General features: G+C 42.4%; 15 protein-coding genes and 1 pseudogene. 6 read left to right on the top strand and 10 right to left on the bottom strand.

What is annotated here, in order from left to right:
• The first annotated feature begins 26 nt into the window (after window positions 1–26).
• Window positions 27–962, top strand: coding sequence for an Rpn family recombination-promoting nuclease/putative transposase (locus SJY39_RS12415; RefSeq protein ID WP_372275608.1), 936 nt, complete (start codon window positions 27–29; stop codon window positions 960–962).
• Window positions 963–1,036: 74 nt separating this feature from the next.
• On the opposite strand, the pseudogene SJY39_RS12410 reads toward SJY39_RS12415, so the two are convergent.
• Window positions 1,037–1,480, bottom strand: a pseudogene (locus tag SJY39_RS12410) (IS5/IS1182 family transposase); the annotation flags it as partial.
• 864 nt (window positions 1,481–2,344) lie between these two features.
• On the opposite strand from SJY39_RS12410, the gene SJY39_RS12405 reads away from it, so the two are divergent.
• The 4 genes from SJY39_RS12405 (at window position 2,345) to SJY39_RS12390 (ending at window position 4,558) form a co-directional block, all read left to right on the top strand.
• Complete coding sequence (locus tag SJY39_RS12405; protein WP_372275610.1) at window positions 2,345–2,731, top strand: hypothetical protein; 387 nt, start codon at window positions 2,345–2,347, stop codon at window positions 2,729–2,731.
• A 78-nt stretch (window positions 2,732–2,809) separates the two neighbouring features.
• Entirely contained in the window at window positions 2,810–3,145 is a 336-nt protein-coding gene (locus SJY39_RS12400) for a type I restriction endonuclease subunit M (RefSeq protein ID WP_372275612.1), read from the top strand.
• Between the two features lie 54 nt (window positions 3,146–3,199).
• Window positions 3,200–3,613 carry a lytic transglycosylase domain-containing protein gene (locus tag SJY39_RS12395; RefSeq protein WP_372275613.1) on the top strand — a complete coding sequence of 138 codons (414 nt, stop codon included), beginning with the start codon at window positions 3,200–3,202 and terminating at the stop codon, window positions 3,611–3,613.
• Window positions 3,614–4,198: 585 nt separating this feature from the next.
• Window positions 4,199–4,558 (top strand): hypothetical protein, encoded by a 360-nt coding sequence (locus SJY39_RS12390; protein WP_166672906.1) that lies wholly within the window; start codon window positions 4,199–4,201, stop codon window positions 4,556–4,558.
• A 20-nt stretch (window positions 4,559–4,578) separates the two neighbouring features.
• Here the strand turns inward: SJY39_RS12390 and traI are convergent, their stop codons facing one another.
• From traI to SJY39_RS12365, 5 genes are all read right to left on the bottom strand, one after another.
• A complete protein-coding gene (traI, locus tag SJY39_RS12385; RefSeq protein WP_372275616.1) occupies window positions 4,579–10,362 on the bottom strand; it encodes a conjugative transfer relaxase/helicase TraI in 5,784 nt (1,927 codons plus the stop codon).
• Window positions 10,363–10,545: 183 nt separating this feature from the next.
• A complete protein-coding gene (gene traD / locus SJY39_RS12380) occupies window positions 10,546–12,585 on the bottom strand; it encodes a type IV conjugative transfer system coupling protein TraD (protein WP_372275618.1) in 2,040 nt (679 codons plus the stop codon).
• Window positions 12,586–12,863: 278 nt separating this feature from the next.
• The gene (locus tag SJY39_RS12375; RefSeq protein ID WP_372275620.1) at window positions 12,864–13,649 is read right to left on the bottom strand and encodes a hypothetical protein; all 786 of its coding nucleotides are present in this window, start codon (window positions 13,647–13,649) and stop codon (window positions 12,864–12,866) included.
• Between the two features lie 198 nt (window positions 13,650–13,847).
• A complete protein-coding gene (locus tag SJY39_RS12370) occupies window positions 13,848–14,264 on the bottom strand; it encodes a hypothetical protein (protein WP_372275622.1) in 417 nt (138 codons plus the stop codon).
• A gap of 268 nt (window positions 14,265–14,532) precedes the next feature.
• Window positions 14,533–14,814, bottom strand: a complete 282-nt coding sequence (locus tag SJY39_RS12365; RefSeq protein WP_372275624.1) for a hypothetical protein — start codon at window positions 14,812–14,814, stop codon at window positions 14,533–14,535.
• 828 nt (window positions 14,815–15,642) lie between these two features.
• Here SJY39_RS12365 and ltrA point away from each other — a divergent pair.
• A complete protein-coding gene (gene ltrA, locus SJY39_RS12360) occupies window positions 15,643–17,115 on the top strand; it encodes a group II intron reverse transcriptase/maturase (RefSeq protein ID WP_372275680.1) in 1,473 nt (490 codons plus the stop codon).
• 11 nt (window positions 17,116–17,126) lie between these two features.
• Here the strand turns inward: ltrA and SJY39_RS12355 are convergent, their stop codons facing one another.
• From SJY39_RS12355 to SJY39_RS12340, 4 genes are all read right to left on the bottom strand, one after another.
• Complete coding sequence (locus tag SJY39_RS12355) at window positions 17,127–17,303, bottom strand: hypothetical protein (protein WP_390241977.1); 177 nt, start codon at window positions 17,301–17,303, stop codon at window positions 17,127–17,129.
• A gap of 155 nt (window positions 17,304–17,458) precedes the next feature.
• The gene (locus SJY39_RS12350) at window positions 17,459–19,765 is read right to left on the bottom strand and encodes an AAA family ATPase (RefSeq protein ID WP_372275626.1); all 2,307 of its coding nucleotides are present in this window, start codon (window positions 19,763–19,765) and stop codon (window positions 17,459–17,461) included.
• 409 nt (window positions 19,766–20,174) lie between these two features.
• Window positions 20,175–20,612 (bottom strand): hypothetical protein, encoded by a 438-nt coding sequence (locus SJY39_RS12345; RefSeq protein WP_372275628.1) that lies wholly within the window; start codon window positions 20,610–20,612, stop codon window positions 20,175–20,177.
• An 18-nt stretch (window positions 20,613–20,630) separates the two neighbouring features.
• Window positions 20,631–20,984, bottom strand: a complete 354-nt coding sequence (locus SJY39_RS12340) for a hypothetical protein (RefSeq protein WP_372275630.1) — start codon at window positions 20,982–20,984, stop codon at window positions 20,631–20,633.
• Window positions 20,985–21,075: the final 91 nt, after the last annotated feature.

Below are 21,075 nucleotides of genomic sequence, written 5' to 3'. Positions count from 1 at the left end.
TACTGATTTGATGTTAGGATAATGGAATGAAAAAGACCACGCCAACGCCCCATGATGCGCTCTTTAAGCAGTTTCTCACTCATCCTGAAACCGCTAAGGACTTATTGGATATTCACCTGCCTGCTGAGCTGCGTGAAATCTGTGATTTGACGACCCTAAAGCTCGAATCAGGCTGCTTCATAGAAGAAAACTTACGGCCTTATTATTCGGATGTCCTTTATTCTCTTAAAACGTCTCAGGGGGAAGGGTATGTCTATGCGTTAATCGAGCACCAGAGTCGGCCAGATAAACACATGGCATTCAGACTGATGCGTTACGCTATCGCTGCCATGCAACAGCATATTGAAGCGGGTCATGAGCACTTACCCTTGGTGATACCTTTGCAGTTTTACCATGGTCAAGTCTCGCCCTACCCATATGAAATGAATTGGTTAAAAGGGTTTGCTAACCCTAAGATGGCTAAGGCTCTCTATACTCAAGATTTTCCATTGGTCGATGTTACGGTCATCTCCGATGATGAGATAATGCAGCATCGCCGTATTGCGTTACTTGAACTTGTACAAAAGCACGCGAGGCATCGCGATATCATGGATTTCCTTGAGCCTCTGGTCACATTGCTCTTAACCGATTACACTACAGATAAGCAAGTACAGTCATTGATGAGCTACCTACTCCAAGTGGGTGAAACGAATAACCTAGAAGCGTTAATTACGTCACTGGTCTCATCAGTACCGAAACACGAGGAAACACTTATGACTATTGCAGAACAATTGCGCCAACAAGGCGAGCAACGTGGCCGCCAAGAAGGGCGCCAAGAAGGTATACAATTAGGTGAGGAAAAAGGTCGCCAAGAAGCACTCAAGGAGATGGCGCGTAAGATGCTGCTTAATGGTCTAGATCAACAAACCATTATGGATGTCACGGGATTGAATACAGACGAACTAGCACAACTTTCTCATTAGCCGCTCAAGCATAAAGGGTTGTGTTGATAAAATCTGCCTGGAGACAAAGCTACATCGTTTATGGCTAACCGTGGGCTTCTAATTGGCATACCTAGAGCTATAATTTTGTTCATAGTTTTGACATTTACTATCATTTCACCTATTTGAGCGTTGTAATATATCAAACTCGCTTTACCGCTCGTTAGCGCTTTTTCCGCTTCATTTATTGATCCACTCTCTTCCCAAAGTATTACATTCTTTCGGGGTGAGTTTCAGTGAGGTACAACCTTTCTTTTTCAGAGGCTCATGGCACAACAAAACTGACTTCCGCACTCATGGTTTCGAGTATATCGACATGAACAGCTAAGTGTAGCTTTTGCTATGTTCTGCGTTTCTTTGCATCAAGCTTTTTCACTTTTCACTTTTCACTTTTCACTCTCCCTGACCAAAAAGGTGGGAGCTAATTGAGTTAATGGCTAGACGGCGAATAGCCCTTTAGATTTATTGCTATATTTGACTTGAACCGCCTTCGAACACTTACCCTTGAAGATTGACTACGGACGGTTCTTTTTCTAACGCGAATCAATCTATAAAGTACGTATTAAACTTAAATATTGGGCGTTCTCCCTTCGGTCGGCTCATTCCGTCGCTTCACTCCTCTCGCGATAGCTTATGGCACTGTTATCGAGCAAGCTCGATGTGACATTAAGTTACTGCGAACAATCACCCAACGCCTCTGCTACTGCGTAGCTGCGCTTCGTCGTGCCTCCTTATTACCTTTCACTGGCTTCAATTAAGTTCGAGTAAGGGCTTGTTTTCTTATGTGCCGATTTTCCTTTCGACTCGCATCACTGGATGGCGCTCGCAGACTGTTCACCATCCTCAATCAGAACCTTCTCTGCAAGGGTTAATAAACGCTTCGCGCCCCTGCAGAGAAGAACCCTGTTTGAGATCTGGACAGCCAAGCGGCTCCATAAAAGTGATACTCAAACAGAAAGGAAACTTGTCATGGCACAACAAAACTCAACCCCAACTCTCTCTACATTGACGCTCAGCGACCAGCGTTTCGCCGCTGGGCACGAAAGCTCACCAAAAAATGATATCTCTTTACTGCGAATTCCTTAGCGTACAGAGGGAGAAGAGCACGGCTTTTCTCTTACGCCGTGTAGCGACATTACCTTAGCTGAACTCAAAATCGCAGGATTTACTTCGCGTGATGCTAAGTTCTACCCATCCACTCTGGCTGAGGTTGAGAAGAGTATCTTGCACCACTTTAAAATCGGGGACTTAACTGACAATTTTATTGTGAAGGATGTATCAACCCCTTCGAGAGCCCTCTTTTCCTTTCACCGTTGCCCGTTTTAATTACTGGGATATTTTTGTATTAACGTAAGGAGTAAGTCATGAAATATCTCTCTCACTATATTCAAGCCAAACAAACGCAAGCATTTAATGAGGCTGGGGCATTTTTTGCCTTTTCCACTAAACAGTTCGATGAAGCAAAAAAAGAGGGCGTGAAATATGCGTCGTTAGGTATGGGTTTAATTTGCCCTGTTGATAATGCGAAGCAATTAATGACCCGTTTAGATTCTATTGCTCAAGAAGGGATCGCCGAAGACATCGAAGAGAATGGTAAAAAAGCGATCATTCGCCGTGAGCTATTCAATCACGAGTGTTTCTATACCAATGACATTTGTGATTGTGTCGAAAAGCTCGAAGGGTATGGCATTTCTTACGATGAAGTGTATGAGGTGTTTAATCACATTCGTAAAACGGAAGACGTTTATTAAACGCTAAAAGTAAAGCGCCTTGATATTTGCTGTATCAAATATCAAGGAAAATTCAATTTAAATACAGGGGTAAATAAAATGAACATTAAAAATGTTACATCCGATAACGAAGAAACAAAAGAAAAAAATTATGTTTGTACGGCTGTGCCGTTTGATCTTGGCAAAGTTGTTTGTACACAAGGTATTGCTGAACTGCTAAATAACAATATTGGTGTGAATTTACCGATTTACTTACATCGTCACCAAAATGGTGATTGGGGAAATGTCTGTGTTGAAGATAAACTTACCAATGACGAAGCCACCAAGACAGGCGAGCGGGTTTTATCCAGTTACACCATTTGTAATGAACAAGTCTGGATAATTACCGAGCGTGATCGTAGTTGCACTACGATTTTACTCCCTAATGAATATTGATGACGTCAATTCACGCGATATAATGGAGTTCCTTTGGACTCCATTTTTTAGCTTATGAAAAAACTAATCTTATTATTGTCGGTATTTCCAAGTGTCGGGTATTCGTTTTGTTTTGATGAAGCAGGACAATATTATAATGTTGATCCAGATCTGCTGCGATCGATAGCTCAAGTCGAAAGCAGTCTTGATCCTAATGCTTATAACGAAAACAAAAATAAAAAAGGTCAAGTAACCAGTCGTGATTTTGGACTCATGCAAATTAACTCTAGTTGGTTTCCTCGACTGGCTGAATTTAATGTCAATGAAACCAATGTCTACGAACCTTGTTTTAATGTTTCATTAGGTGCGTGGGTATTAAGCTCTAACTTTGCCAGCCATGGTTATAACTGGAATAGCGTAGGCGCTTATAATGCAGGATTTCTTAAACGTACCGAAAGCGCCAGAAAAATATACATCAAAAAAGTTTAAAAAGTCTATTATCAGTCGCCATTAAAATAACCTTTCTTGCACCATAACGGTGCGGCGCTAGTTGTGTCACGATCTTCTTTTTCCGTTTTACATTCCTTCCCTAATGGTCTCAATCACCCTAGATTCAATCGCCAACGGTTCGGCTTTTGCTCTCGACGTTCCTAAAACAAGTCCAAAAAACACAAACTTGATGCAAACTCATTGGAGGTCATTGTTACCGCTTGGGAATCATCCACACACCACGGCGCATTGAAATCAATGCAAATGGTTGTCTGTTAAAAACATAAAGATAATAAAAACAAGAATTTAAAGATATAATAGTCGTTTAAAATAACGTGGAAAAATTTTCAAAAATTACACTAATTAGCCGCTTAAATTTCAATGGATAAATATATATTTTCAATGAATATTGATTGATCCCTTATATATAAAGCGATGAGAACTTTTTCAATGCTATTTTAATTGGAAATCATTGAATGTTGATTGAGCTATTTATTGACAAGGCTCAATGGGTGTTTTATAAAATTAATTGATTGAAATTTCATTGGAATAACAATGCTTTTAATTGGGATTGAGGAGGGCAATATGACACGTTCTTATCCATTACAAAGCTCATTACGTGGAAAGTTAGCGCAAGATTTTAAGACGTTTAGGGATAAGGAAGCGTTAAGTGATGCCGAGGCCACGCGGCAACTTTTGATGTTGGCACTGCGCATTAAACTCAATGACAGTGAGGATGATAGTCCATCGAATCGTGAGTTGATGGAAGAGATTTATCGTGTCGTTCGTGGTTCATCTGCGATCACTGATGTGGTTCATGGACAAACCTTTGATGGTGAAAAATTATTCCGAGAACAAAAAGAATCCAAACCCTTTAGGCAACAGGTGAAATCTGATATCGATAATAAAGTCGATGAGTTTCTGGCAGGCAAAAAAAAAGGGTAGTCCATTGGACACCCCTTTTTCTACCGCTCTAACTCTCTATCTAGTTTATTATATTGATCATTGTTGTTGTCACGCTCCTGATTAAAATCAAACGTTTTTTGAGGGGAGGGTTCTTTGCTGTCGAAGTGTTCAAGCTCTTTATCTTTGATTTCTTTTGTGTGTTGATTAATATCAGTGTCCGGCTTGTTGGTTAATGAATCATGGTCTTGAGTGGGTGTGTCGAATTCCTCTTTTTGTTGATGCGTTTGTTGATGGTATTGTTCAATACCCTGTTTGATTTCCTCAAGCATATTGTCAGGCGAAACAAACTGAATATTTCTCCCTGAAAAGTTGGCCATGATTTTTTCAATGTTGTTGGGATTTAAATCCGTATTGCCTTGACTCAGTACAATCACAATGTTCTGTCTGAGTTCATCGGTAGAGATATTCTGAATGTCATTCTTATGATTGACATTGATAATGTCGTATTGGCCTTGATGCGCTTGATTAATAATAAAAGCATTCTCGATTGATGTACTGATGATGGTGGTGTGCAAATCACTGCCTTGATGGAATTGCGTTATTTGTTTGGATTTCGTGCCTAATATCCGTGGATTGATGTCGAGTGCCGGATCTTTATTTCCTTGCCCGTCTAAATAAGTCACTTCAATCGCTTTTGTTTCTCCTTTTTTATCGTGAATGTTAGTTATCATCGCCGGGTGAAATGTTTTGTCCTCTGAGGAATATACTTCTTGATGAAAATGAACATGGTCATTCTTAGGGTGTTCAATCCCCAAATTATTGAGGTAAGTTTCGGCTAATGTGCCTGTGAGTGGCTGGCTGGTTTGTATATATTCTTTCGCTCTCTCTTCAAATTGTGCCATGTGTTTTGGCGTCGTATTCAGTAATTGGTCATGTTTGGGGTTGGCGGTGAGTTGGTATTTATCAGGATCATTAAGAATGTTGTGGGCTTCTTGCATTGCCTCCTTATAATATATTTCCTTATGAATCATCATTAAATTGATTAATGAGCCTTTTTTACCGGTGGTATAGTCTTTAAAATACCCTCGATATTCCCCCGTTAACGATACCTTTATTGCCGATTTTCCAATACCAAAGGTGAGATAATCACGGTCTGATTTAGATGGGTTCGGTTGCCCCAAGAGGTTGATGGCTAAGCTTTCGGTGTATTTCGGTAACGTTTGGCTGATGTGTTCTTTAAATTGGTTGTAGTCAAAATCTCCGTTTCTATTGTGATAACGCACGTCTTCATGAGATAGGGCTTTGTCATTAAAGTAAGGCGTACTGTGTGGTGCAATGTTCTCGATGGTTTCAATGGCACTGTGTTTATTGACCTCTTTCGATAACCAGCTCTTCATCATCTGTTTTGGGCTGTCAGTAAAGAGTTTCACATGACTACTCGCCCGGCTTAAATCGATGTAAGCGCGTCTTAAGTTCGTCAGTGCGCCTTTACCCTTTAAGGTGGTAATGACGTTCTGATACGTCGCGCCTTGCGCCATATCTGCGGTTCTGGTGTAAGCGTAATCCCAATGCCCGTCTTTCAGTTGGTTTGGATTAAGGCTTAACGTTTGCCCCTCTTTCGACAGCGCGGTGATTTCTTCTTTGGTGGCATGACTGATGGTGTATTCCACATTGGCTTTAATGCCTCGCGCTTTGTCGGTAAATCGGGTCATGATTTTATCCCCGGTTGAAAGTGGCTTTTCTGATTGAACGAAGAGTGACGTGTATTTGTGGTCTTTGTTGCGTGGCAAAAATGGCTTTGTCTTACCTGTATTTACGTCTTGAAGAGTCACCAAACCGTGCTCCGAATCAACGTGGGTAATGATGTCGTACTCTCCTGGCTTGGTGCTTAAAATGAGCCCTTTCTGATAAGGCATCATGGTGGTCAGCTCTTCTTTGCTATCACCTGTAGAGCGTAATCGGGTGGTGATGATGTTTTCTTGGCCTATCTCCTGTGTTTTCATCAGTCCGGCACGAATGTGCTCAGTGATGTGGTCACGCTCATTATTTGTGTAAGCGATGATCAGCGTGTTTTCTCGTGTCTCGGGCGTGCGGGCAAGGTAGTCCTGCGCCACCGCGTAAGGCAGCTTTTCGGTGGCGATGAGTTGCGCTTTGCTTTGGTCTTTCGCATTCTCATCGAGGGTTGAGACGATATGTTGCGTGCTACCGAGTGTATCAGGGCCTTGCTGAGAGAGTTTATCGAGGGCGCTGTCTGGCTGCTTATCTACAATGTTGTGTACGGCGCCAAGCAGTATTTCATTCTTCTGACGAACGATGTCGGTCATGTAAGCCGTATCGATACGGCCCTGACTTATGCTCAATTCAAACGGTTTACCAGCATTAAGAGAAAGCAGCTGCTCTTTATCCCCAAGCAAGGTGGCTTTGGAGCCGCTTTGCAATACAAGGTCGGTGAGCTCTTTGGCTTGTTGGTTGCTGACCATGGAGCTTTCATCGAGGAAGAACAGCGTGTTTTTGTAGTCCTCTGGTAAGGTGATGCCACGTCTTAGGTCGGTCAGTAAGCTTTCTAGCGTTTGCGCTTGTATCCCTTTTCTTTCCAGTTCGCTGACGGCGGCGTGCGTTGGCGCCAGACCAATCACTTGCGAAGGTGGCTGGTTACTGGCTTGGGTGGCGTGTTGAATCAATTCAATGTTGGATTCGAGCAGGGTGGATTTACCGGTGCCTGCCAAACCTTGCACGGCCACAAAACTGTCTTTGGTCGTTGAGATAAGGGTGATGCCGTCCTTTTGCCCTTGGGTAAGGCGAGGCTGTGCATCGAGATAATCTCTGACTTGTTGGTGGGTGGCAAACGGCTTGTGTTGATTTTTCCCTTGATCAATGTTCCGTAAAATGTACTTTTCGGTATCGAGCGCCGCTTGGGTGGTCCAGCGTGTGCCGTCGCTGTATTCGGCAGAGAGGACATCACTTCGTTTGGCGAGCTCTGTTTCAATTTGCTCTTTGATTATCGGTTGATTGGCCTCTTCAAAAGCGTAACGGATCGCTTCGACGACTAACTCTTTTTGTGTAAACGCCGCTTCTTTTTCAGAAAGATGACTCAGGGCAAAGTTCAACGCTTTCTCTTGCAGTGGTGAATTTTGCTCTTTGTTTAAGAGGGTGAGGGCTTGCTTGATGTCGCTTTTGACAGTGGTGATGGTGGCGTCAGTCAGGTAGCGGTCGTTGACGCTTTGAGTGTGCATCACTCGCTCGATGGCAGAAAGCTTCACTTCGCTTTTCTCAAGCGCGGCCAGGGCTTTATCGGGGTTGTCGGTAAACACATCGATGCGCGCGCTTTTCTCGGTCAGATCGTGAAAGAGCGCTTTGGAGAGCGTAAAGGCTTTGCCTGAAATGAGGGTGTGCGCCCTTGGTTCGATATGACTGGCGGTATGGACATAGTCGTATTGTAGTGGTGCGTCTTTCAGGGCTTCAACGGGGATGGTATTCGATTCGCCCTGCGTGTCCGTTAACGTTAGGGTGTCTTTAGATAACTCTGTGACCACGTAACGTTCATTGGCGATCAACCCGGATGGAAAGTGCTTACCGGTCGTCATAAGGCGTTCACCTTGGTTAACTTGCAGCGAGTCAGGTTTAAAGATCTGCACGTTAAGGGCTTTGAATCCGGCGGAAGCGGGATCGAGGGTGTATTCTTGTCCATCGGTTTTGCTCAGGACGTGGACTTGATTGCTTGTCTTGTCCGAGCTTGAAACCACTAACTCTTGCTGTTTTCCGTCTTCCCAATGGCGAAGGAGCATACCTGGCTTGTAGTGTTGCGCTAACTCCTGTTGGGGTTTAGACAAATAATGAGGCTGCTGAGTAAACAAGGTGATGCCGCTGCGGGCAAGTTGGCCCTGGTTCTGCAGAGAGGTACGAATCGCGTCCGTCAATCGTCGTTGTTCAACGTGAGAAGTCGCCACCACTTGTGTGTCCTCTTTGTTTGACAAGTAGGTATACGCTCTGGCGAGGGTGTGCGTATCGCTGTTGTGTAAAGCAACCTTACTGTCTATCTGTTTGTTGTCTACCCAAGAGTGCGAGACGACGTTGCCTTTGCGGTAAAGCTCGATGGCGTTATAGGCCTTGAAGCCTTGGCGGCTGAACGTGTTGTTCAGCAAGATGACTTTGCTCCCCGATTCTTTAGCTTTTGTGTTTAAAGCCATCAACTCATTGGCGCTCATTTTTTGGGCGCTGTCGACGAGAAGGATGTCTTTGTTGGTCATTGGCAGGTCGGAGTGCAACAGACCATGAACAGATTGGCGCTGCTCTTCTTGAAACCGGTGTTTTACCCAGGCTGCGATCGTATGACTTTCACGTTGGATGGTTTGGCTATGACGGTGTTTGTCTTTGGCGTTTTGTGACACTAAGTGGACACGTTTACCGACATGGTTGCCGACGTTCAATAGGTTTTGCGCGATTTGCTCACTGTTGCCAAACACATTGACCACATGAAACTGTTTGGTGGACTGGTAAATGTCCGCTACCTTTTGGCGATTGCCTTGAGTGAGGTTCAGTTTATCTAACGTGGCGTCATTGACTGGCGTGCGCATATGGCGCGTACGCCCTTTGCTGGCCGCCATTAACGCTTGTTCGGTTTTCAGCATGGCTTGAGTGGTGTATTGACCTTTTTCTGAAAGAGGGATGAGAGCACCGTTTTTCACCCATTGGTCAGCGACCATTTTAAGGTCAATCGCATTGGCTTGTACGCCGCCTTTGGTAAACTCGGCCGCGGCTAATTCTATAATCTTTTCCAGTTTTAATGCTGTGTTGTATTGCCCTAAGTGTTCAACGGCGCGACCAAACGCGTCTTTAGCGATTTCTTCAGGGTTCTGTTCTTGTGGAGTGATCCCCAGAGCGTTTTTAACCAGTTCTTCGGGCTTATGTCCTGCGTTGCGCACCGTTTGTTGCCAGCGAACATTGAGGGTTGCCTCACTTTCGTAGGTTTTGGACTTGCGCGTATCAAGGTTGGCTACGTCTTTTGCCGCGCGGGATTCAAAGCCTAAGTCTAAGGTTTGTTGTTCTATTTGTTGTGAGCGAGTGGAGAAGGTGTCGATTAATACTTGAGGAACGCCTTCAACATCAAATTGACCATTGCCGAGGGCTCGCGTTGTATAGCCTAACTCTATAACTTCTTTAGCCAATTGGCTCTGGTATAAAATACCGTAGTATTTTTGGAAGTGGTAAATGCGCTCGCCTGTCCCATTGATGACGCCGCCTTTTTGTTTGAGAGAAGAGGCGAGTGTACGCAGTTGCCCTTCTTTGTCGCGGGTCATGTTTGCCGTTAAGGCATGGGAATGGAGTTGTGGATCGTTTTCACGACTGGTTTTATGGCGGACGACCGCAAAGGCCATCGATTCGGTATTGATGAACTCACGAGCGCCTTCGTCATTGATGTGCGTGGCTTGTGCCACGTCTTTTTCTAGTTGCGATAGCGCGAATTTGACCGCGTCATTATGTGCATCAATAAGGCGAGTATCCCCGCCAACGAGTGCGAGCGTGCTTAATCTTTTTGGTGCTGAAAAAGTCAGGTCAAAACCACATTTATGGTCGCCCCGTTTACCTTTGATGGTTTCATTGCCTAAGTGTCCAGATAAAACGGACTCTAACGTTTTTTGGTTAACCGGTTTACCGATTAGGCCTGCTTCTTCGGCTAACTGACCGTGCCAAAAAGTGTTGTCATCGGTACTGCTTTCTTTGAGGTAGTAGTTGTCGTTACTGTCTTTCTCGAGTGACGTATCAAAGGTATTTGGTGTGTTTTCTTCGTTCAAGTAATACTTGGTGGCGCCAGAGGCGGATTTAAGAGGGCTAATAGACATCATAAGGTGTTCTCCTTTTGTTGGGGCGCAGCAAAGCCGCCACGTCAGCGAAATGCCGGTGATTTGGATTCCGTGCGAATGGGTTAGCGACGGTGTTGATGCGAATGAGAGGGGGGCAGGGCTTGTTACAGGGGAGGGCTAAATTGTTTTTGCTCTCAGTGAGCATTGATGTTGTATTTCGTGTGGTTAATCGTACATCTCGCCCTGTTCTATTTGTGTTATGGACGCCTCTTCGGTTTCTCGCTGAAGTGCATTTTGTGTGTCTTCTGCGAGTTGTTGGTTTTGGGTTGCGTTATTGGTCGGGTTTTTCTTTTTCGAAGCTTTGGCAAGGGTTTGTTTCTGACGGGCTCTGGTTTGCTGCTGCTCTTCTTCGTTTTCGTACGTACTTTGCTGAATGGCAAGTAATCGGTTTCTTTGGGTTTCATCGAGTTCATGCAAAGCAATTAATTCATGAAAAATTAAGGCTTGATCGAGACTCTCCATTGCTTTCCCTCCGAGTATGCTGCGTTTGATGAAGGAGGGTTGGAGATTGCTCATGCGATCGTATTTCAGTTGCAGTTTCGTGATGAGCATGGAGTTAGGCGTGCGTAAGTAACACTCTAAATCATCCAAACCTTGGATTTCCGCTGGAGAAACCACCGGGCGCGTTTTGTTTTGATGGCCGAGTGAGACACCGTCACGCAGTGCGTTCGCACCGTAAGAGATATTTTCTCGTGAGATATCGATTTCTTGCTCACCAAGGTCCTCCGAGGAAATGGCGGCCATCGCTTTTGAAGGGGCGCGGAAGAAAAAGCGCGTGTTGAGCAAATCAAAAATGACTCTGGCCGCGTTGCGCCCATAAGTGGTTTCTAATTGAGCGTAAGATTGCAACCCCAGTAAATAACACCCCCCAAATTTACGCACTTCAGAAATAATGTGCGTGAGTTCAGGCAGTTTATGTAACGTAGGCATTTCATCGATGATCACCCAAATTCGGCGGTCGTCATCGGGCTCCATTCCTAGAATGGCGTTGGAGGCAATCGCAAGCCACATCGAGATCAGTGGTCTGAGGGCGGTGTGTTGTCTTGCATTACTGGATAGGAACAGAAACCCTTGTTGTGATTCGTCTTGTACCCAATCAGTGATCGAAAATGGCGCCCGTTTACGGTGGCCTTGGGCGTCTTTTTCATCCAAACCATGTAAGTAACGTAAGGACTTAATGTAAGTCGCTAGGACTGATTTGATGGAAATAGCCGTCTTCTCGATACTTTTCGAGACCAGTGAGCTGGCTTCGGTGTCTTTTAGGTGTTCACCGAGAGTGGAAAGCTCAGACGTTAAGATAATGTGCAGCAAATTTTCAATGGTACATTCGTGTTTGTCATCGAGCATCATTTGATAGGAGGTGGCCGAGAAAATGGTTCGTGCGGAGTCTACCCAAAACGGGTCGCCTTCGCCGTGTTGCGGAATAAGCGCGGCCGCGAGGGATTCAAAGTCCGGAGCCTCTTTAGCATCACTCCAAATATCCCACGCTGCGCAACGTTCATCGAAGGGATTTAAAATCACGTCTTTGTGCGGTTCATAGAACTTACTGACAAAATCGCAGCCTTTATCGTAAATAATGGCTTTGTCTCCGCGTGCTCGTATCCAACGTAAGAGTTTGCGAATCGCAACGGACTTACCTGCCCCCGTAGTGCCGTCAATCATCAGGTGTTTGACTTCAAATCCATCAACAAAAAGCTTGTGACCATCGAGCGCAAAAGGGGAGAGTTTTTTCTTCTTTTTTAGCTCTGCGGTGACGGCTTTAGGCTCAGCCAATTGAAAGCCTCGAATGTGATTATCTTCGCTCTGCTTCTGCCCTTTTCTCTTAAACCAGTGGTTAATAATCACAAACAGCACGGTGGAAGCGGCCACATAGACCAGTAGGCCAACAAACAGGGCTTGCAGCAATTCTTGGTAGCACTGTGCCAAGATGGGGTTTTGCAGTTGTTGGCCAAGGGTGCTGCTGTAGCGTTGCTCTTCCCATTCGACCACCACGTTGCGCTCTAAGCTAAAACCTAACTTGTTGAAAAGCTGAAATAGACTGTAGTAGTAGGCACCCGTGAATGTGTTAGTCGAGGTGATGAAGTAGGTGGTGAGGAGCCCTAGCAAGGCCGCGAAGATATTGAGGTACTTGATTGTGGTCACGTTCACTTGCCACCACATACGGATGTTGTGAAAAGTGATTTGACCACCACGAGTCGTAGACATAGAAAAACTCCTTGTGAAGGAAAACAAAAAAAAGCGCCCACACTGAGTGCGGCGCTTTTGGTCGGTAGAATGAAATCAGAAATAAGGTGACAGGCTGCAAAGGAGGTGTATTACGAGTGCCAAGGTTAAGGTTCGACAGAATCGCTTGGTGATCACAATTAAGATTGACCAGTTTCAAAACGTTTTTGGACATAAACAATTTAGACCTATAGGTCTAAATTGTTTATCAAGATAAGAAAAAGTATATATAAAACCATAAGTGCTTGTTATATGAGTTTTTATAGTGACTTATCCTGTTCAAACCAGACATCTGGGCGACGAAATTGTTTCGATTCGATATAGTATTGAAGGTCCAGAAACTCGTCTTTAAGTTCTTCACTAATTTCTGTTTTATCGCCATCAAGTAAGACAGTTGAGTTGATAATGAAATTATTTATGGACTCTACTAGTTTAATTTGATCACGCTGTTGCCATAAGTTTCTAGCAAACTTGATTTCATTATGAATTTCACCGTTTCTTTTACATAACTTTTCATGTTCCTGATATTTGTCAGGAGTGACTGTTCCAAAGCCGCTTAATTTTTTTTGGTGATCATTTTGATGCTTTTTAAGCGCTCTAATTAGTCGTTCAAAAATTGGAGTCGCTAAGTCAAAAGTATTGAAAAAGTGCCAGTCCACTTTAGCAGCTTCAAGTTGTTCTAAGCTAACTCCGCACTTTTGAAACTCATGCTCAAGTTGATTTAATAGCTCGTACCTTTGCTTACGTGGCATTATCGTGCCTAAACGTCCCAGACGAGCCGTCGAAGAAAGCAACATTTCAGCGATTGGGATAGTGATCCCCCTTAACTTACTAATCAAGTCGTCAGCTTCTTCTATTTTTCTGTCTAATAATTCAGCCTCTATCCCTAAACCTTTAAACGTTTTGAACTCCGTCAAAAACGCAAATATTAAAGCTAGAATTGCTGCCGCATACGTAGCAGTAGCCGCAGCTACTTGATCAATCAGGCTAAAGTAGGCTCCACAACCAAGCAAACAGATAGCCACAACAAAAATGACGACTTTCAAAATATTCTCCATTTCCACGGATAGGCATAACGCCTGTATAACACGTTTTCTACGACACAGACCTAACTGAGTTTTACTGCCTTAATCACTGAAATTAAAGGTAAACTGACAACGTCGAGTGTAGCAAATCGTAATCGTGTTGATGCATTTGTTATGTGCATTGTTACAGTGAGTAACGACTTAACCAAAAGTAATTCCTTAATCAGTTAATTCTGCCAATTTCTTCTCTAAGATACTCTTCCCTAAACCAAGAACAACTTTTATAGCTTCTGTTGGTCCAGCATCTTTGAAATTACTAACGAGTTTTTCAAACACTCCAGGTTTAACTAAATCGGCAGCAAATTGGTGCCCTGTCGCAGTTAGCCTAAGTGGGATGATGCTTACTTGAACGTCATTACGCCCCATTCTTTGAAAGCCTATACCGTGAATTTTATTGCTGACACTTTCAATAAGGCCTTGGTCTTCCAATATCTCTAAATGAAACACCATTTTTTTCTTTGCATCGAAATCAGCATGGAGTGGCTTAAATTGCTCTTGGTTAAGATTAAAATCTAGTTCTTCATTATCGAGAACTAATGCCAAGAAATCCTTTATATATTCGAAATCAACTCTCATTTATTACCCTTACAATTTATACACATAACATTTTACTAGGTGTCCTTACTCGAACCCCTTATTTCAAATGCCTCGCACGGTGTCCCTTGGTGATATTTAAGCTGTCACAACTCTCCTACCAGAGCCCAAATGGAACAGCGCTTAGTGAAGTTACTAACCTGACCATTTTCGTCAATCAACGCGGATTCATATGTCAACAATTGAACTGTCGTATCTAAAGTTACACATTCGTAATTCTGAGAGTGTACCTGCATGTTTGATGGTCTTGTTATGTGCTGCTATACAAAGCTATCACTGCAACGATAACACCGACAATGCCGACCATGACGCCAGCGATACCTAACCGCCAGTTTTTAAGATTCTTCCTTCGTTCGTATTCGAAGATCAGCCAATCGTAAGCCCCGCCGTCATCATATCCAACAAATTGGGACTCTCGGATCGCACTTTCTAAATGCTTAGTTTTTAACTTTTTAATAATTTTAGGGTTACGGGTGCCGAGTTCTCTATAAATGTCTTGAGTTCGTTCACTCAATGATTCCCATGCAGGCATTCGATCTCCTTTTTGCTTCTTATAAGGCACATAACACTTTATAGAAGGAATTTTTCCGTCTTTGCATTCCATCAATGTTGCTGGCATTCATTATAAAACTCAACCGGTATCAACCTATTGTTTGAATCGACTGAGAATTTCGGGGAAGAACTACGAAAAATTTGCGTGTAAGTGCCCAAAGAACGGATTACATTAATTTGGTCTATTGCAAGACTGGCAGGAGTTCAGTCCGTTGGATCTAACAAACTTTGGGGCGTGCGACGTGAAGTCGTATGAAGCGCTGTTCACCGCTAAACGAGTGAACCATCTGTATCACCAGATGAACCTAGGAGCCTGAATAAAGTAGCGGCTTTGACAATGTAACGAAGGTTGGTATTTTCCAATCGGGATTGAAATCGTGAGAGGACGATCCTCCTGATAACCACAACATCGGGTGAGTGCTAGGTAGTCAGCATGATGAACATAAGTGAATCCGCGTAAGGTGCGTTATGTTGTGAAACAGCGGAAGTGGTTAATACGCTGTAGCCAAAAGGCACGAGAGTCGGAAAGAGATTGCCCCATGCTCTTTCGTGATCATTGAACTCTCCGCACCATAGCGGGCATCTAAACTGACATTGCGTGACATACGGAACACGGTAAGCCTGTATCTCTCCCTACGGGAAAGCCTCTGTGGCCGATAGTGATGCGGGTAGAGGAGGTTGGAAAAAGCAAAGGCTGCATTGTAATGACGCAGATACAGGTTTGTGCCTGATCACGAAAGTGAGCCCACTTCCAACTGGTCTCTCGTTGCGAGAGAGTTTGAAGAACTTTATTAAGGAAGAAAAGCAAATGACGATTTCGAATGAGATTAGTGCATCTTCTGACAGTGCACTGTGGCAATCCATTAACTGGAAGGCCGTAGAGGCGAACGTCTTAAAGCTTCAAATGCGTATCGCAAAGGCAACTAGAGACGGTAAACACGGCAAAGCGAAAGCATTGCAGTGGATACTGACTCACTCTCTCTCAGCAAAACTTCTTGCTGTTAAGCGAGTTTCTCAAAATAAAGGCAGTAAAACGCCTGGAATAGACGGCGTTGTGTGGAACACAGACTCGCGTCGTATGAAAGCAGTAAATCAACTGAGTCGGAAAGCTTACCAAGCGAAACCACTCAGGCGTATCTATATCCCCAAAAAGAATGGCAAGCTTCGACCTCTGGGCATCCCATGCATGATAGACAGAGCACAACAAGCGCTACACCTATTATCGTTAGAGCCCATATCAGAAACAACTGCCGACCCGAATAGTTATGGCTTTAGAGCAAATCGTAGCACGGCTGACGCTGTCGACCAGTGCTTCAAGTGTTTGGCTTTAAAGAAATCGGCTAAATGGGTTCTTGAAGGAGATATTAAAGCTTGCTTCGACAAAATCGGGCATCAATGGCTTATGGATAACATAGCCATCGATAAACGGATGTTGGAGCAATGGCTAAAGTCAGGCTTTGTAGACAAAGGGCTGTTTTACGACACCGACGAAGGCACTCCTCAAGGCGGAATTATATCCCCCACCTTGATGTTGATGACGTTATCGGGTCTCGAACAGCGCATTAAGTCTACCGCGCTTAAGAGAGGAGCAAGAGCTAACTTTATTGGATATGCCGACGATTTCGTCGTCACTTGCGCTTCAAAGGAAGTACTCGAGAACGATATCAAACCGTTGATTGCTGATTTCTTAGCAGAAAGAGGCTTAACATTATCCGAAGAGAAAACGCACATTACTCATATCAACGATGGCTTTGACTTTCTTGGGTTCAACCATAGGAAGTACAAAGGGAAACTGCTCATCAAGCCGAGTAAATCCAATATGTTGATGTTCTTAAGAAATCTGCGTGAACTTATCAAAAAGCACGTAACCCTTCCAGTGAATGATCTTATCAAACTGATAAATCCTAAACTCAGGGGATGGTCGAACTATTATCGGCACTGCGTAGCTAAACAGGTATTCGGATATGTAGGTCACAAGTTATTCCATACGTTATGGCACTGGGCTAAAAGGCGTCATCCAACAAAGTCTAAAACTTGGATTGCCCTAAAGTACTTCATCAACCGAAAAGGCCAATGGCAGTTTCACGGTTGGCAGAAGATCATGGATATGGATTGCCAGTTCAATCTTTTCCAAATAGCCAAAGTGCCAATAGAAAGGCATGTGAAAATCCGAAGTGCAGCGACACCCTTTGACCCTCTTTACCAAGAATACTTGGTAAAGAGAAAATCTAAAAGGCAAGCTCGTAACTATTGGAACGAACCTGCTTCGACTGCTTTATAAGTTGCTGGGTATCAAACGATGCCTTCGTGGAGGCTTGAGCCTAGTGCAGTGAAAGTTGCACGCTGGGTTCTTAGGGAGGCGGCACTTGGTAACAAGTGTCGTCCACCCGACACTTTAGAGTTAGAAAGTGCCACGGGTAAAAATTCAGCCTGTGATGGTTTTGGACAAAACCTTGTTACGAATTTCATAAGACCGAGACGCTTGGGATAACTTCTACTAAGGGAAAGCATCGAAATTGTCTCCAAAGTGATGATCAGTTTCACTCATCCACTACAATATGGCTAACCTACATGTTGCGGGACACGTTTCCTTATCCACGACGACACCTAGAGTCTTCTAGGCTCTACACTCCTGTTATGAAGCATAAAGTTTCTTTGGCATAAGATTTGACCGTCTGATAGTCCAGATCCTGTATCTTTGTATCGAACCCGTCAGCATGATGGTAATCTTTTGAAAATTCATTGATTCTCTCGATAGACGAGAATCTATTGTGTTTATCAAAACATGGACTGCTTTCATTAGTTTCTTGGCGAATCATAGTTATCATATCTCCTAGCCAAAAACCTTTGATAAATTGTTTTGGATACAAGAACCTTAAATATGCTTCAAGTATCGGTCTAATTGATCTGGCAATTTCTACTTTTTGCTCTTCACTTCCATCAGCCACAAAATCAAATAATTTATTGTATTCTTTGTGATAAGAATGAATAACGTGTGAATCATAATTTTCTCTATCAACTAATCGACTAGAGATATACTGTGCGCTGTTCACATCCAACGGATCTACATCTTTATAAGAAGCTTCAATCTCGAAACAGTTTGTATACTTAGATAAAATCGAATGTTTATAGAGATCAGATAAAAAGAATGGGTCATGACTAAAAACAAAAGCTTGATAATTATTATTAATAAGCTTTCCTATCTCAATGATAGTTGCATCTCTTCGATAGCTATCCAAAGAAGACATTGGATCATCAAGAACAATAATTGATTTATCATCGTTCTCTTTTGAAAATCTGGATAAGAAAAATGCCAATGCTAAAGCGGATCTATCACCTAAACTTAAGACATGTTCAAAAATGTGTTCATTGTCGCTTAAAATTGATAGTTCATTATCTATAAAAGTAATGGCGTAAGTAACACGACTTGCTCCTTTGCCACCTTTATTATCTTTTTTCAATTCAGATAAACGAACCATTGAGTGAAAATTCTTAAGCAAAGCATTAATCGCACCCTTATGATTTCCTATACTTTCCTCTTGCTCCTTATCAATCTTTTCTCTAAGGTCTTTAATCGTCTTAGCATTAGCTTTTTTATCATCTTCTAATACTTTCAAGTCTGCTAAATCATTAGTAACTTCATCGCTGTGCCTTAGTTGAGCTTCTTGTATATTATCAATTTTAGTTTGAATTGATTTGCTTGTTTCTGTACCTAAGCCGTTGAGGAAATCATCAATTGATTTATTAAATAGGCTGATAGACTGGTTATATTCTTCAAAATCAATTTTTGAAAATATTTCATTAAAAAGCCCATTGAATTTAGTTAAATCAATCGTTGCAAGTAAATCTTTTTTCTTAAACGTTATTAATCTCATACATTCAAAAACCAAATCTTCACTCAAACGGTCTAACTCTTCAAAATCATAACTTAGACCAATACTATCTATTCTATCTGACCACTCTCTGATTATGTCAGTATTGATTTTTACTCGCTCTTCCAACTCTTCTAACTTAACACTCACATCACGCACAGTTAGTTCAAATTCATCACCAGCAAGTTCAAAGTCGTTACTCGCATTTAGATATGCTTCATTCATAAACTCTTGGTATAAGTGAAAAATAGGAGATGATGAAAGTGGTTGAGCACAAAAAGGACAATTACCTGAATCTGTTACTAAATCTTTTCCTGTTTCTAGCCAATAGCTATCTTGTTCTTTAAGGTTAAGTTCAACGTGCTTTGAAACTTTGTCTTCTGATTCTTTTGATAGATTTTCGATTGTAGTTATAAAAACATCTGTTTTTAGCTCTGGTTTGTCGATACTCAATGATGATAACTTACGTCTCTTTCCAAAATGCTCAATACTTTTAATATCTTGCAATTGTTCCTGAAGCTTTTCTAACTCAGAATCACCATTCTTAGCAACTTTAATACCCTTGATTTTGGCTATAGTTTTGTTTAAAAATTGCCCTGTAATTTTATTCGATAACGGGGTGATTTTAGTAGTTAATGAATCATTTTCAGATTTAAGACGTTCAATTTCTTTCTCATGAGCTACAGATACCATTCCCAGCGAAAATTCATAGTAATTGACCAGTTGAGATTTATCAGTACCTTTTGAAATGTATAAATTATTGTCGATAAATGTTTGATTGAAAATCTGAAATTTATCTGCACATTCCAATGAATCAAGGCTTACGGTTTGAGTATCCATTAAAAATCTCAGCTCTTGCTTACCTGATTTCTCAACTGGTTTTTGAGACTCTATGACTACTTTGTCATTATTGTTTATAGCTTCAAATAACTTACATAGTGTAGATTTACCAGAACCATTTCTTCCATAAATCAAGTTGAGCTTATCAAATGATTGATCAAGCCCTCCCTTATGCTGCCATTGCTTGATGTTTTCAATTTTTATAATTTTCTTCAGCATTTTCATCTCACTAGCAAAAGGTTAGGGAAAATAATATAACACACAATTAGTAATGAGATAGGCACGTAACTTCATACTTTAGAAACTAGTCTGGAGGTTCGATTTCTTCGTTATAAAGAGGGTGACCTTCACATTAGAGGATGGGCTCTTCTCCGCTTACATGAGCTTGATTTCTGGGTAAATGGTTCAAGATTCGACAGTTTGGTAAATTAGCTCATAATGGGGCAAAGACGGTTTACAAGAAGTTGAAAATGTTTGCTTGGTTAAGTTGGTATTCTTTTCCTAGTGAAGTCTACTGTTATCAAAATTCATGACGAAAGCAAAGACGTGTCAGCAGCGAGCGCGCTGACACTGATCTGGACATTTATTCTGTATCGTCGAAGTAATGAACAGCTTCTGGCTAAAAGAATTAGGGGTGACTATACATCCTCACGCCTTCCGAGAGAATAAACTTAACCGCTTCCAATGCAGCCATCTTCCCTGTCTCTTTTACTCCGCCTTGCAAAATATCTCCAACAGGCTTTTTCTGCGTCAAAGAGTCAGGCATTAAACTCAAAGCTTCAAGACCTTTAGGAGACAGCCTGACCCCAGTTGCGTTCACGGTGGCACGTTCAGAGCGAACAGGAAACCGAGTCCAAAGGTAGTCTGCCTGATACAGCCAGCTCATGGTATCTCGGCAGATATCCTCAAGCATGACGCAATTTTCTTGATAGTCCGATCTGTCATAGTATTGGGATACTTGATGAGCAACCTTTCTATAATCAAAGTCTGTTTCGCTTGGAAAATTTTTGTAGCACTGGCCTAATATCTCGGAGACCGTCAGATTGAACATATCGATATTTTGCAAAAAATATCTCCCAACTAATTAAAACTCATCCATTGTGGATCTTGATGCGACAGCGGATAAATCAAACTCAATTCTATCGGAATGTACAGTGAACGAGATATTCGCTTCAACAGTGCCACTCTCATCCATATCAGAGCAGCCATTATAAACGCTCCAATCAAATCTATAGGTCAATGTGTATTCATTATTTATATGATGATCAACGTTGACAACCTCAATTCCCGTGTGATTCTCGGCTTGATGACTTATAAAATCCAAATCAGGAATCAAATCCCTCTCAAAATAAGGCTTGTTAGAATCAAGAAAGCCATTAAGATCCTTGGCAGTCTGTTTGCCATGTTTGGTTTTTGCATTGTATCTGTCCGTTCGCATCGCCATTCTCCATATAGTAATATCCAAATCGTTCAATACCTTAGCAACAAATAGAAAAAGATTCGCTAAGCCAGCTCAAATGTTGATGCAT

This window comes from Vibrio sp. R78045 (assembly GCF_042466085.1).
Lineage (GTDB): Bacteria > Pseudomonadota > Gammaproteobacteria > Enterobacterales > Vibrionaceae > Vibrio > Vibrio cyclitrophicus.
Note: the sequence above shows the minus strand (reverse complement) of the source record. Positions and strands in the feature narration are given on the sequence as shown.

Excerpts from the sequence above, each read along its gene's own strand:
- SJY39_RS12415 (WP_372275608.1), top strand. The coding sequence starts at position 27 with ATGAAAAAGACCACGCCAACGCCCCATGATGCGCTCTTTAAGCAGTTT.
- SJY39_RS12405 (WP_372275610.1), top strand. The coding sequence starts at position 2,345 with ATGAAATATCTCTCTCACTATATTCAAGCCAAACAAACGCAAGCATTT.
- SJY39_RS12400 (WP_372275612.1), top strand. The coding sequence starts at position 2,810 with ATGAACATTAAAAATGTTACATCCGATAACGAAGAAACAAAAGAAAAA.
- SJY39_RS12395 (WP_372275613.1), top strand. The coding sequence starts at position 3,200 with ATGAAAAAACTAATCTTATTATTGTCGGTATTTCCAAGTGTCGGGTAT.
- SJY39_RS12390 (WP_166672906.1), top strand. The coding sequence starts at position 4,199 with ATGACACGTTCTTATCCATTACAAAGCTCATTACGTGGAAAGTTAGCG.
- traI (WP_372275616.1), bottom strand. The coding sequence starts at position 10,362 with ATGATGTCTATTAGCCCTCTTAAATCCGCCTCTGGCGCCACCAAGTAT.
- traD (WP_372275618.1), bottom strand. The coding sequence starts at position 12,585 with ATGTCTACGACTCGTGGTGGTCAAATCACTTTTCACAACATCCGTATG.
- SJY39_RS12370 (WP_372275622.1), bottom strand. The coding sequence starts at position 14,264 with ATGAGAGTTGATTTCGAATATATAAAGGATTTCTTGGCATTAGTTCTC.
- SJY39_RS12365 (WP_372275624.1), bottom strand. The coding sequence starts at position 14,814 with ATGCCTGCATGGGAATCATTGAGTGAACGAACTCAAGACATTTATAGA.
- ltrA (WP_372275680.1), top strand. The coding sequence starts at position 15,643 with ATGACGATTTCGAATGAGATTAGTGCATCTTCTGACAGTGCACTGTGG.
- SJY39_RS12355 (WP_390241977.1), bottom strand. The coding sequence starts at position 17,303 with ATGAAATTCGTAACAAGGTTTTGTCCAAAACCATCACAGGCTGAATTT.
- SJY39_RS12350 (WP_372275626.1), bottom strand. The coding sequence starts at position 19,765 with ATGCTGAAGAAAATTATAAAAATTGAAAACATCAAGCAATGGCAGCAT.
- SJY39_RS12340 (WP_372275630.1), bottom strand. The coding sequence starts at position 20,984 with ATGCGAACGGACAGATACAATGCAAAAACCAAACATGGCAAACAGACT.